The 12,035-nt window shown below is 42.5% G+C and carries 12 protein-coding genes; 9 read left to right on the top strand and 3 right to left on the bottom strand.

What is annotated here, in order from left to right; all coding sequences use genetic code 11:
- Positions 1-16 precede the first annotated feature (16 nt).
- Positions 17-805 (bottom strand): SDR family NAD(P)-dependent oxidoreductase, encoded by a 789-nt coding sequence (locus tag CDH51_RS14175; protein WP_100629155.1) that lies wholly within the window; start codon positions 803-805, stop codon positions 17-19.
- 177 nt (positions 806-982) lie between these two features.
- Here CDH51_RS14175 and CDH51_RS14170 point away from each other — a divergent pair, with 177 nt between their 5' ends.
- From CDH51_RS14170 to CDH51_RS14155, 4 genes are all read left to right on the top strand, one after another.
- On the top strand, positions 983-2,554 hold the full coding sequence (locus tag CDH51_RS14170) for a S8 family peptidase (protein ID WP_100629154.1): 1,572 nt from the start codon (positions 983-985) through the stop codon (positions 2,552-2,554).
- A 133-nt stretch (positions 2,555-2,687) separates the two neighbouring features.
- Entirely contained in the window at positions 2,688-3,797 is a 1,110-nt protein-coding gene (locus CDH51_RS14165) for an alkene reductase (protein WP_100629153.1), read from the top strand.
- A gap of 156 nt (positions 3,798-3,953) precedes the next feature.
- Positions 3,954-4,715 carry an NRDE family protein gene (locus CDH51_RS14160; RefSeq protein ID WP_100629152.1) on the top strand — a complete coding sequence of 254 codons (762 nt, stop codon included), beginning with the start codon at positions 3,954-3,956 and terminating at the stop codon, positions 4,713-4,715.
- On the top strand, positions 4,715-5,689 hold the full coding sequence (locus tag CDH51_RS14155; RefSeq protein ID WP_100629151.1) for a YpdA family putative bacillithiol disulfide reductase: 975 nt from the start codon (positions 4,715-4,717) through the stop codon (positions 5,687-5,689). Before CDH51_RS14160 ends, CDH51_RS14155 begins: the two co-directional genes overlap by 1 nt.
- Position 5,690: 1 nt before the next feature.
- On the opposite strand, the gene CDH51_RS14150 is transcribed toward CDH51_RS14155, so the two are convergent.
- Complete coding sequence (locus CDH51_RS14150) at positions 5,691-6,881, bottom strand: hypothetical protein (protein WP_100629150.1); 1,191 nt, start codon at positions 6,879-6,881, stop codon at positions 5,691-5,693.
- Positions 6,882-6,987: 106 nt separating this feature from the next.
- On the opposite strand from CDH51_RS14150, the gene CDH51_RS14145 reads away from it, so the two are divergent.
- The 4 genes from CDH51_RS14145 to CDH51_RS14130 all read left to right on the top strand — a co-directional run bounded on the left by CDH51_RS14145 (position 6,988) and on the right by CDH51_RS14130 (position 9,546).
- Complete coding sequence (locus CDH51_RS14145) at positions 6,988-7,722, top strand: RluA family pseudouridine synthase (RefSeq protein ID WP_100629149.1); 735 nt, start codon at positions 6,988-6,990, stop codon at positions 7,720-7,722.
- A gap of 312 nt (positions 7,723-8,034) precedes the next feature.
- On the top strand, positions 8,035-8,262 hold the full coding sequence (locus CDH51_RS14140) for a hypothetical protein (protein ID WP_100629148.1): 228 nt from the start codon (positions 8,035-8,037) through the stop codon (positions 8,260-8,262).
- Positions 8,246-8,662 carry a putative toxin-antitoxin system toxin component, PIN family gene (locus CDH51_RS20430; protein ID WP_100629147.1) on the top strand — a complete coding sequence of 139 codons (417 nt, stop codon included), beginning with the start codon at positions 8,246-8,248 and terminating at the stop codon, positions 8,660-8,662. Before CDH51_RS14140 ends, CDH51_RS20430 begins: the two co-directional genes overlap by 17 nt.
- A gap of 383 nt (positions 8,663-9,045) precedes the next feature.
- Complete coding sequence (locus CDH51_RS14130; RefSeq protein WP_100629146.1) at positions 9,046-9,546, top strand: SixA phosphatase family protein; 501 nt, start codon at positions 9,046-9,048, stop codon at positions 9,544-9,546.
- Here CDH51_RS14130 and CDH51_RS14125 read toward each other — a convergent pair.
- Positions 9,543-10,304 (bottom strand): DeoR/GlpR family DNA-binding transcription regulator, encoded by a 762-nt coding sequence (locus tag CDH51_RS14125; RefSeq protein ID WP_100629145.1) that lies wholly within the window; start codon positions 10,302-10,304, stop codon positions 9,543-9,545. The two genes, CDH51_RS14130 and CDH51_RS14125, sit on opposite strands and share 4 nt — an antisense overlap.
- Before the next feature lie 112 nt (positions 10,305-10,416).
- Between CDH51_RS14125 and CDH51_RS14120 the strand changes: the two genes are divergently transcribed.
- A complete protein-coding gene (locus CDH51_RS14120) occupies positions 10,417-11,982 on the top strand; it encodes a glycerol-3-phosphate dehydrogenase/oxidase (RefSeq protein WP_100629144.1) in 1,566 nt (521 codons plus the stop codon).
- Positions 11,983-12,035: the final 53 nt, after the last annotated feature.

Raw genomic sequence — 12,035 nt, 5'->3', positions numbered from 1 at the left:
ATTGAAGAATTGATGGTTAACGAAGCCTTTGGATTGTCTTTTTACCTTTTTTCTCAAGGCTAGCGCGAAAGATTTCTGCTAAACTCGGCCAGGTTCCAGCGATTTTGGCGAGTAAGCCTCGGGATTCCGGTATACAAACTAATCGCTTGGGCTTCTGCATCAAATTCAAAATCACCTGGACAATATCATCAGGGCTAAGTATCTTCTCAGGACCACTAAAAGTAAGTACTGCCTCCTCAGGATAATCCAATTGAAGGTCCAGCATGGGGGTTTTTACCAAATCGGGACAGACCACCGAAATATCTACTCCTGATTTCTTGAGTTCGGGAGCGATAGCCAAAGAAAACCCTCGGATAGCAAATTTTGAGGCAGCGTACAAACTCAAACCAGAAACAGGCGCCAATCCTGCCAAAGAGGAAATATTAATGATATGTCCAAAGCCCTGATTTGCCATCATTCTACCTAAGATGGTTGTCCCAAGAATACTTCCTTTGGCATTGATGTCTAGATGGTAGTCAATATCATCTAAGTCATAGTCAAGCAAGAAGCCAGGACGAATCACTCCCGCTGAATTTATCAAACAGGAAGCTTGTATAGATCTTAGCTCTAAATACTCCATTATACTCTTCCAAAACTCCTTTTTCGAAACATCTCCGGAGAGTAAACTAACCACATCTGATTCCTTAAAAATAGACCGGAGCTTCATCCCATCTAAATCTATCAGCAGTATTTGATTACCGTTATTTATAAGCCTCTCAGCCAAAGCTTTACCTATTCCGCTAGCAGCCCCCGTGATTAGAATCATTTCTCAGTTTTTTGATTTTCTACAAAGTGCAAATTTTTAAAGTCAAAATACATAATTCAAGCTTTAAAAAATTTAATAGAATCTATATGAAATAAAGTAAAAATTTATTCTGCCATTAAAGTAATATTTCAAATAATATTTGCTTTATTCAAACATTAACCATCAATCAATCAAGTTATGTTTTCAAAAATTAAAACCTTTTTCAGACCTGCCTCAGGACTGATTTTAGGCCTAGCTGTTTTTGCAGCAGCCTGCTCTGAGACAGAGCAGCAAGTCAATCTCTCCGAGCTTGATGATGTAGCAACAATGGGAGAAGCTGAGTACATCCCCGGTAAGTACATCGTAGTCCTGAATGACAATTCGGTAAGATTTAGAAGAACGGATGACTATGAGTCTGTACAGGCAGGTATGCGTGTAGTTGCAAATAGTCTGGCAGCAAGGTACAATGTCCAGGAAGAATCTATCGATATGGTTTATGGCAATCTACTTCCCGGTTTTTCAGCAGAGCTTAGTCCGAAACAGCTATCTGCTCTGGAAAGTGATCCTTCGGTAAAATACATTGAGCCTGACGGCTATGTATATAAGTCTACAACCCAAGCCAACGCAACTTGGGGAATAGATCGAATCGACCAGACCAATCTCCCGCTAGATGGTTCCTATACTTATAATACCTCAGGACAGGGAGTGACAGCCTACATTATTGATACAGGGATTCGCACCGACCACGTAGAATTTGGAGGAAGAGCTCAGCGAGGATTTGATGCTTTCGGAGGAAACTCAGAAGATTGTGACGGACATGGCACCCACGTAGCAGGAACTGTTGGAGGTACTGTCTACGGAGTTGCCAAAAATGTAAGCTTGGTAGCGGTAAGAGTTTTGGATTGCAATGGTTCAGGAACATTCAGTGGAGTAATCGCGGGTATGGATTGGGTAGCGGCTAATGCTTCGGGACCTTCAGTTGCAAATATGTCATTGGGTGGAGGCGCAAGCTCCGCTGTAAATGATGCTGTCGACAGAATGTACAATGCGGGGGTTCCCACCGTGGTGGCCGCAGGTAATAGCAATGCGAATGCTTGCAACGCCTCCCCAGCTAGTGCTACCAATGCATACACTGTGGGATCTACCACGAGTTCTGATAGCAGGTCCTCTTTCTCTAATTATGGAAATTGCGTAGATATCTTTGCCCCAGGATCTTCCATTACCGCCGCTTGGTTCACAAGTAGCACTGCAGCTGCAGTTCTTAGCGGTACTTCTATGGCATCTCCTCATGTTGCAGGGGTTGCTGCACTTTATTTAGAATCAAATCCAAGTGCCAGCGCACAAGCTGTCTATGATTTTATTACAGAAACCTCCACAAAAAGTGTGGTGACCAATTCAAGAACAACTAACAATCACATGCTCTACTCGCTTGGTTCTTCAGGTGGAGGAGGTACTGACCCTGGCGACGGAGGAGGAACAGACCCAGGAGATGGAGGGGGAACTGATCCTGGAAACGGAGACCCTCAAGATCCGGCAGGAATTGAACTTACCGCCAATGGATTCAAAAACAGAGGCCGCTGGGCAACAAGCCTTTCATGGTCTGGAAATACTGGAAGTGTAGATATCTATCGAGACGGGGCCTATGTAAGAAGAGTTTCAGGAAGCAGTTTTACCGACCAAACCAGCAATAGAGGTGGAGGTAGCCTGACCTATCAAGTATGTGAAGCAGGAACTTCTACTTGTTCAAATGAGGTAACTGTCAACTTCTAAAAGCACCTTTTGAAATACCAACAGCCATCGGGTTTTACTCGATGGCTTTTTTTATGTGGATTCTCATGAACTATCAAGGACAGCGATTAGTTGTATATACACAGAATTTTGAAAACTAAACCAATTTTATTTTATGGATCGCAAACAAGCGCTTTTACAACCTATTCAGGTTGGAGATTTAACTTTGAATAACCGGGTTTGGATGGCCCCAATGACCCGGAGTCGGGCGAATAATGAGGCAAAAGCTCCATTTGACATTCATGTAAAATACTACACACAAAGAGCCTCTTCAGGCCTGATAATCACAGAAGGATCTCAAATTTCCGAAAAAGCAGTTGGCTATATCAATACTCCAGGCATTCACACCGAAGCTCAAGTGGAAGGCTGGAAAAAAGTAACCGAGGCTGTTCACAAAGAAGGCGGACATATTTTTATCCAATTGTGGCATGTGGGCAGAATTTCCCATCCGGATTTCCATAATGGAGACTTACCGCATGCCCCTTCAGCTATCAACCCCCATGCAAAGTCTTTCACTCCAAAAGGTTTTAAAGACACAGTCACTCCTAAGGAAATGACTATTGAAGATATCAAACAGACTATTCTTGACTTTAAAAATGCTGCGAAAAATGCGATGGATGCGGGTTTTGATGGAGTAGAGATTCACTCCTCCAATGGTTATCTGCTGCATCAGTTTTTCAGTCGAACCAGCAATGTCAGAATGGATGAATATGGTGGTTCGATCGAAAATAGGGCTAGAATCCTATTTGATGTGATTGATGCGATAAAGGAAGTCATGCCAGAAAATCGAATCGGTCTTCGCTTAAACCCTTCCCTTCACGGTATTTTCGGAATGGAAGCAGATGAGGAGACTATTCCTACATTTGACTACATTATCGAAAAACTCAATCAGTACGATTTGGCTTATCTGCATCTTTCGGAGCCTTTCAATGACGTAAGTGAGATTCCATATCTGGAACCGCATATCGCAAAAAGATATCGCCCGATGTACAAGGGCACTTTGGTCATCAATGCTGCTTTCGATCAAGAAAAAGGAAATCAAGTCATCGCTGAAGGCCTAGCTGATGCAGTAGCTTTTGGCAAGCCATTTATTTCAAATCCGGATCTTCCTGAGCGTTTCGCACAAGATGCATCTTTGGCAGAATGGGATACGGATACCTTTTACACTCCGGGCGAGAAAGGATACACTGATTACCCAAGCCTCGAGGAGGCAAAAGTTGATTAATTCACCCCAAAGGACTGTCCCAAAAGCATAAAGTTCCGTCATCGCGAGTGAAACGAAGCGATCTAATTGATAATTAAATAAAATCAGAATAGATTGCTTCACTTCGTTCGCAATGGCGGGTCCTTTTGGGCAGCCTCTTTGTATTCTTTTAAATCTATGTGTCTCGTAGCTTTCTCTTGGAAAACCCAGTCAGAATTTCCGCTTATCATCTCTGCCAATCGGGATGAGTTTTTTGAGCGGCCTACAGCCAAGATGCATCAATGGGAATCCGGATTTTTCGGAGGAAAAGATCTCAAAAGCGGGGGAACTTGGATGGGTTTTCACCCCAGTGGACGCTGGTCTTTTTTGACCAATTATCGGGATTTCAGGAAAATGGGTCATGGGGAAATTTCTCGGGGAAAATTAGTTCAAGATTTCCTAGAAGACTCCATTCCTCCGGAGGATTATTTGAAAGAAATCGAGAAGGAAAAGGATCGCTACGAGGGATTCAATCTACTGGTCTCTGATGGGGATCAACTTTGCTATTTCAGTAATTTTGGAAAGGGAATCCAGGAAATCAAACCCGGAATCCACGGTCTGAGTAACGGTTTATTGAATGAACCTTGGCCAAAAACCAATTTGGCAAAAAAGCAATTGGAAGAAACCTTAGATCAAGAGATTTCCAGACAAAAGCTTCTTGAAATTTTAAAATCCAAGAACACCTATCCCTTAGAAAGTTTGCCGGACACCGGCGCTCCCAAAGATTTGGAAATTGCACTCTCGGCCCAATTGATCCGTGCCAATGGAAATTACGGAACCCGATCAGCAAGTGCTGTGATATGGAACAAAAAGGGGGAAATAAGTATTCAAGAGAGGACCTTTGATTGGAACGAAAAAAGTTTTAGCGATCAAGTAGCCAAATTTAAATTAGAAGAATAATGAGTAATCAGATTTTTGACGTCATCATCGTGGGAGGCGGTCCAATCGGACTAGCCTGTGGAGTAGAAGCTCAAAAACAAGGCTTGAATTACCTGATCCTGGAAAAGGGCGCTTTGACTAATTCCATATACAACTATCCGATAAATATGCGCTTTTTCTCTACCTCGGATCGCTTGGAGATGGCTGGCATTCCCTTCATGTCAGTAGAAAACAAACCTACCCGCACCGAGGCCTTAGAATATTATCGACGTATTTATTTTCATTTTAAACTCAAGGTTAATCTCTACGAAGGAGTCAAAACACTGGAGAAAAACGGCGACAACTTTTTGATCACAACTTCAAAAGGAAGCTATCAAACGCAGAAAATCGTGCTCGCCACCGGCTTCTACGATTTACCAAACTTGATGAATGTCCCCGGAGAAGAACTCCCAAAAGTGATGCATTATTACAAAGAGCCTTGGCCTTATATCGGACAAAAACTTCTGGTAGTCGGCGGTGCAAATTCAGCAGTAGATGCAGCTTTGGAATGCTGGAGAAAAGGAGCTGAGGTCAGCATGGTTTTACTGGGAGACGAGGTTGATGAAAATGTCAAATATTGGGTGCGTCCTGACATCATGAACCGGATCAAGGAAGGTTCTATCAAAGCCTTCCCCCGATCAAAAGTCAAGGAAATTCGGGATCAGGAGGTGGTGATTGCGACTCCTACTGGTGATGTAACCATAGATAATGACTTCGTCCTGGCGATGACAGGCTACAAGCCCAATTTTGCGCTTTTGGATCAGCTGGGTGTAGAGTTGTCTCTTGATGAAAAAAGGCAACCCTGCTACGATCAAGCCAATCAGGAATCCAATGTGCCGGGCGTTTATCTGGCCGGAGTTGTTTGCGGCGGACTGAATACCCGAGAGTTTTTTATTGAAAATTCCATTGTCCACGCCGAGTCGATTATGGCGGATATTGCTAAAAAACTGGATTGAACTATTCAATTTTTAGATTGCCCCAATAAAGCGTAAATTCTTCTGCTTCTTCCCCCCGAGTGGGGGTTTTCATCCAATGGATTTTCCCATCAATGATCTGAAAACTTTGATAGTGCATTTCTGGAAAATCAACAGGAAGCACTTTTCCATCCAGGTCAAGAAAAACCGTCTTCCGACGAGTTTCCTCGTAGATTTGATTTAGGCTTTCCCTCGTTCGGTCCTTGCTTTTGTAGCGGTTGTAGTTATCCAAATCCGTAGGTTTTGTGCTGTAACTCAACAAAAATCCACCCTCAACAGCTTCAAAACCCTGAATTCGAGCTGGAAATGGTTCGTTTTCATTATCAGTAATTTGTGCCATATGAATGGATCCAGGCTCCCAACCTACATTTTCCTCAAACCCTGGCAAATCGATCCTAACCCTGGAAAGCAATTCAGGTGCTGCATCATTCCAAGAATAAGTATACAGAATAGGCTCATTTTGAAAAATCAAATACAGCTTATTAGCAAATTCATCTATAACAAAAAGAGGTCTAAAATCCTCGAATGGATAAACTTTGCCATTTAGGAATTTTGAGCCTTCGGGAAAAGGCAAAATCAATCGATGCTCCCCCGTTTCCAAGTTTGTCAGCACTAGGTTCTTTCGATTTTGAAGAAACTTTGGTCCATACTCAACTAGGTCAGGTTCCAAGATATCCAATGAATAAAGAACATGCTCATCCCCATTAAGCGACACCAAAGCTGTTTGTCTAAAAAGATTGAAAGCCCCACCTAAACTCCATTGATTGGCTACTGGGTTGGCACGACTGATCAATTCCCCGTCCTTTTCAAAAACCCGCAACCCCTCACTTATATCGATTAATATAATTTCGCCTGATTGCGAAACTTCAAGATTTTTCGTCGCCATGGAAAATGAACCAGGCACATCCCCAGTTTTCGTCCATTTATTTACCAAACCCCCTGATACCCGGTCAAACACATAAATAGTAGATGCCGGAGCATCACGGAAAATCAAATGCTCCGCGTCTCCATCCTGAAATATAAAAGTAGATGCAATAATGTCTCTGACAACCGTTGAGTCTTCGGCTATTAGCGAAATCCTTTTGGTGTCATCACCTTTGTTAACCTCGGCTTTTTCCGAAGGAGAACAGGAAAGGATCAAAAAAAGTATACCAGCAAATTGGAGTAGTTTCATAATTCTATCTATTAAAATACTAGTATACATTGTTTCAACTAAAAAACAAGACGAAGAAGGAAGAATATCTCGAACTAATGACAAATTGCCTACCTTTGTGCCATCTATGAAAAAGCAGCCCTTCAACGTCGTTTACGAAGACAATCATTTACTTGTAGTCAATAAAGCAGCCGGTGTTCTCGTCCAAGGAGACAAAACCGGTGACAAAACCCTGACCGATTACTGCAAGGATTACATTGCCAAAAAATACAACAAGCCCGGAGCTGTTTTTTTACATCCCGTACATCGTTTAGACAGGCCAGTCAGCGGCTTGGTGGTTTTTGCCCGAACCAGCAAAGGTTTGGAGCGTATGATGGAGCTTTTCCGCAAGCGGGATATTCACAAGGTTTATTGGGCTATCGTCAAAAAAAGGCCAAGAGAGGAAATGGGCAAACTCACCCATTGGCTGACCAAAGACGAGCAAAAAAATGTGGTCACTGCTAATGAGAAAGAAGTGCCGGGTTCACAAAAAGCCGAGCTTAATTATAAGACCCTTGGCAAATTGAATGACCACTGGCTGATAGAAGTCCGCCCAGTCTCTGGTAGACCACATCAGATCCGAGTTCAACTGGCTTCAATGGGTTGCCCAATTCGCGGGGACTTGAAGTACGGGTTCCCAAAACCCAATCCTGATGCCAGCATCAACTTACATGCTTTCAAATTGGTGTTTGTTCATCCTATCAAAAAGGAAAAACTCTATCTCCGAGCTGCTCTTCCTGAAAGCGAATTTTGGGAACAATACTTAGAATTTGAGGAAATCAAGGCAAAGGATCAGCACATTGACAATACTTTCTCAGGTTAAGAATCTTCAGCCAATTAGGAAAATAGAAATACGGTAGAAATACGATAGAAATAAGCCCTCCTTCGTCGGGCGAAATATTTCAACGAAAACCTGTATCAAAAGGTACTAGTGTTGTATTTCGCGTAACTAAATTCAAACATTTTAAGGTTACACATTTTTTCATACCAAACCTTTTTTACTAAATTAAAGTAAATGAATCATATGAAATCGACACGATTAAAATCATCATTAAACACACAGGGAAATGCCCCGATTTGTCGGGGTTAATCGTCAAAGATTCCATCTGACCAATAAAAATCAAAAAATAAACAGATGAAAACGATAGCTCTTAAAATCAAATCAAGCGATATTTCTAAATATGGCCTAGAGAATGCTGAATCTGTAAATTTCAATGAGCTAGTCAAAAAAATCAGTAGAGAGCTCGCTTTGGAAGCTTTGAAAAATGCTCAAAAAGCAGCAAAGTCCTCCGGTCTATCTAAAATGACCGATGATGAATTAAACGCAGAAATTGAAGGGTTCAGAAATGAAGGTGATTCTTGACACGAACGTTTTAATCTCTGCATTAATTGCTAAAAGCTATCCTTCAAAAGTTCTAGAGGCTATTTTTTCAAATCAAGAAATAATTCTGTGCCTTTCGGACGCAGTTTTTAATGAATATTCCGAAGTCCTGAAAAGACCAAAATTTGCTAGATTCAAAGAATTTCACAGCTCAGCTAGTTTCGTTTTGCAGTATATCAAAAGGGAGGGTACTTTTTATAATCCTAAAAGGAGTTTGGAATTATTAAAAGACCAAAGTGATAATAAATTCCTGGAACTAAGTCTCGAATGCAAAGCCGACTATTTAATCACAGGAAACTTCAATGACTTCAATATTTCCCAATTTAGAAACACAAAAATCCTTTCGCCTAAGGAGTTTTATACCATCTTATCCACCTCATAAAATAAAGTCTCCAAAGGAGAAAAACAGAAATACGGTAGAAATACGATAGAAATAAGCCCTCCTTCGTCGGGCGAAATATTTTGACTATTGCGTTTTCATCCTATTGAGACTGCTTCCTCCTTCGTCGTCGCAGTGACGATTCCTAAATGATTATTTCAGCGAAGCCATATCTTAGCCGAGAGACGAGACTTTATCTTTTGAGGCGAAGCCGAACTATCTTACAGAAAGTATTTCACAAAGCATAGCGGAGTATATTTCGCCGAACAAGGTGAGGCATATTTCGTGAAGCGAAACGAACATATCTCGCCGAAGGCTTATCTTAGCCGAGGAACGAGGCTGTATCTTGCCGAAGGCTTATCTTGCAAAGCATTTCTTTTAACACCATGAAAAATCTACTCCTCCTTTTCACTCTAGTCCTACTAATCGTTTCCTGCACTTCCCAAAGTTCCCCAAAGACCATTTACATCGTCCGGCATGCTGAAAAACAATTGGTAGATGACCCGGATCCTGAACTGGCACAGGTAGGCTATGTAAGAGCAAAAAAACTGGCCCAGATTCTTCAAAATCAGGATATCAAGCATGTATTCAGTACAGATTACAAGCGAACACGACTGACGGCGCAACCAACAGCCGATCAGGCAGGAATCCCTATTCAATCTTACGACCCCAGCAATCACGATGCATTAGTGGAGCATTTGCGTGGCCTTGATGGCAATATCCTAGTGGTCGGACACAGCAATACGGTCAGTCGCTTGGCCAATTACTTTGTAGGTGAAGGAGAAAAATTCGAAGACCTACAGGATATCGAATATGACTTTATTTACGAGGTCAGCTTAGAAAAAACTGGGAGTTCGGTGGTGAGAAAATTATATAAAGAGTATTAAACCACCACCAGTTCTATCCCCTTCTCCTCCAATCTCTCCCGATAGATTTCTGGAATACCCGAATCGGTAATAATCACATCAATATCTTCGAGATCACAGATTTTTCCAAAGCCCTTTCTCCCAAATTTTCGACTATCGGCCAGTACAATGGTCTTCTGCACAGAGCGAATCATCTCCGCATTCAAATGCGCCTCCATCATGTTGGAGGTAGTCAAGCCATGCTCGAGACTGATTCCATCAACACTGAGAAATAATTTATTGCAAGCAAAACTCTTGAGCATATCTTCGGCAAAATGGCCCACTGCCGAACTACTACTCTTCCGAACCACACCCCCGAGTTGCACGAGCTCAAGCTCTGTCGTATCGATTAGCGCTAAGGCTACATTCATCGCAGCGGTCAAGACTGTAAGCGGATAGTTCCTCGGTATTGCCTGCGCAAAGGCACCAACCGTCGTACCCGAACCTATGATAATGGCCTCATTCGGCTCCAAATAATCCAAAGCTTTTTGAGCTATACGCCCCTTTTCCTCCACTTGCTCAAGCTTCTTCACCTGCACCGAGCGATCCGAAACATAGGGTGAGACCGAAGTGGCACTTCCATGTGATCGAAAGAGCAAGCCCTTCTCCTCCAGAATCTTCAAATCCTTCCTTACAGTTACCATGGTCACATTCAGTTCCTTAGCCAGATCCGAAACGGTAAGGAGTCCTTTTTTTTCCAATTGATCTAAAATGTAGCGATGCCTTTCTGCCAGTGTCATGCGGATATTTTTTTCACTAAATTAAGAAAACAAAGGAAAAAGAAAGCAAGAGACAGAAATTAACTTTCTTTTTGTTTCTTTTTACTTTCTTTTATTTCTATTTTTGATCCAAATGAAAAGAGAAGAAAACTTAAACCAACTAGCTGACAGCTCCAAAACCTGGGATATTGCCGTGATAGGCGGAGGATCTTCAGGTCTAGGCGTAGCCCTCGACGCAATTTCGAGGGGTCTTTCAGTAATTCTTTTAGAAAAGGCGGATTTTGCCAAAGGCACTTCCAGCCGAAGCACCAAGCTAGTCCATGGAGGCGTTCGATATTTGGCTCAAGGTGATGTAGGACTGGTCCTGGAAGCACTCAAGGAGCGGGGAAAACTTTTACAAAATGCTCCTCACCTTACCCAAAATCAACCTTTCATCATTCCGATTTACTCTTGGTTTGACCGAGCACAATACAGTGTAGGTTTGAAAATCTACGATTGGATGGCTGGAAAACTGAGATTGGGCAAAAGCCGATTTATCTCCAAATCTGAAACTGTCAGACGACTCCCTGCGGTGAAACAAGAGGGACTAAAAGGAGGAGTCGTCTATCATGACGGACAGTTTGACGATGCTCGCTTGGCTCTTGCCATAGCCCAGACTGCAGATGAGGCAGGTGCATGTCTATTGAATTATGTCTCTGTACGAGGATTGCTGAAAGATGAAGACGGGAAAATCACCGGACTAAAAGTACGAGATGAGCTCAATCAGGAGAAATACACGTTAAAAGCAAAAATGGTCGTCAATGCCACGGGTGTTTTTGCAGATAAAATCCTCCAAATGGACAATCCAGATGCCGCTAGAATGATTCAGCCCAGTCAAGGGATTCATTTGGTCATGGATTTAGAGTTTTTAGGAGGAAAAGACGCACTCATGATTCCAAAAACGAATGATGGACGAGTGCTTTTTGCAGTGCCTTGGCATGGAAAACTGGTCGTAGGCACTACTGACACCCTTCGGGAAAAAGCAAAACTGGAGCCCGAGGCCCTGCAAAAGGAAATAGATTTTGTATTGGAAACAGCCGCAGGATATCTGACTAAAGCACCGACAAGAGCAGATGTAAAAGCGGTTTTTGCAGGATTACGCCCCTTGGCTCGACCAAAAGAAGAAGGAGCAAAAACCAAGGAAATTTCTCGCTCCCATAAAGTCATCGTATCCGAAAGTAATTTGGTAACCCTGACGGGGGGAAAATGGACCACCTTCCGAAAAATGGGAGAAGATACGGTCGATCACTATCAGGAAATCACCCAGGAACTATTGGCTCCAAGTGAGTCCTTCGAGATGAAGCTCCACGGACATACTACCCAAGTCCCCGAAGGACATTGGTCAGTTTATGGTTCCGATGCCGAAGCAATTCAGAAATTAGCCGAAAAGGATGAGGAATTAGCCCAAAAGATTCACCCAGATTTCCCAAATATTCTGGCTGAGGTAGTTTGGGCTGCTCGGGAAGAAATGGCCGTCAAAGTAGAAGATGTGCTCTCCAGAAGAATCCGAATGCTCATTCTCGATGCGCAGGCAGCTCTGGATTCCTCATTGAAAGTAGCTGAAATAATGGCTCAAGAACTAGGAAAAGATTCAAAATGGATCAAGCAGGAATTATCAGATTTTAGAAAAGTGGCTGAAAAGTATTTAATTAAAGCCTGAGTATTGCTAGGTGGAAAAGTGGAGAAAGGCGTAATCATCAATTAACCCAAAAA

This window comes from Algoriphagus formosus (assembly GCF_002807035.1).
Lineage (GTDB): Bacteria > Bacteroidota > Bacteroidia > Cytophagales > Cyclobacteriaceae > Algoriphagus > Algoriphagus formosus.
The sequence above is the reverse complement of the archived record's forward strand: the minus strand, read 5'-3'. Positions and strand labels throughout refer to the sequence as shown.

Bases quoted from the DNA above. Each gene is read 5' to 3' on its own strand.
- CDH51_RS14175 (WP_100629155.1), bottom strand. From the start codon at position 805: ATGATTCTAATCACGGGGGCTGCTAGCGGAATAGGTAAAGCTTTGGCT.
- CDH51_RS14170 (WP_100629154.1), top strand. From the start codon at position 983: ATGTTTTCAAAAATTAAAACCTTTTTCAGACCTGCCTCAGGACTGATT.
- CDH51_RS14165 (WP_100629153.1), top strand. From the start codon at position 2,688: ATGGATCGCAAACAAGCGCTTTTACAACCTATTCAGGTTGGAGATTTA.
- CDH51_RS14160 (WP_100629152.1), top strand. From the start codon at position 3,954: ATGTGTCTCGTAGCTTTCTCTTGGAAAACCCAGTCAGAATTTCCGCTT.
- CDH51_RS14155 (WP_100629151.1), top strand. From the start codon at position 4,715: ATGAGTAATCAGATTTTTGACGTCATCATCGTGGGAGGCGGTCCAATC.
- CDH51_RS14150 (WP_100629150.1), bottom strand. From the start codon at position 6,881: ATGAAACTACTCCAATTTGCTGGTATACTTTTTTTGATCCTTTCCTGT.
- CDH51_RS14145 (WP_100629149.1), top strand. From the start codon at position 6,988: ATGAAAAAGCAGCCCTTCAACGTCGTTTACGAAGACAATCATTTACTT.
- CDH51_RS14140 (WP_100629148.1), top strand. From the start codon at position 8,035: ATGAAAACGATAGCTCTTAAAATCAAATCAAGCGATATTTCTAAATAT.
- CDH51_RS20430 (WP_100629147.1), top strand. From the start codon at position 8,246: ATGAAGGTGATTCTTGACACGAACGTTTTAATCTCTGCATTAATTGCT.
- CDH51_RS14130 (WP_100629146.1), top strand. From the start codon at position 9,046: ATGAAAAATCTACTCCTCCTTTTCACTCTAGTCCTACTAATCGTTTCC.
- CDH51_RS14125 (WP_100629145.1), bottom strand. From the start codon at position 10,304: ATGACACTGGCAGAAAGGCATCGCTACATTTTAGATCAATTGGAAAAA.
- CDH51_RS14120 (WP_100629144.1), top strand. From the start codon at position 10,417: ATGAAAAGAGAAGAAAACTTAAACCAACTAGCTGACAGCTCCAAAACC.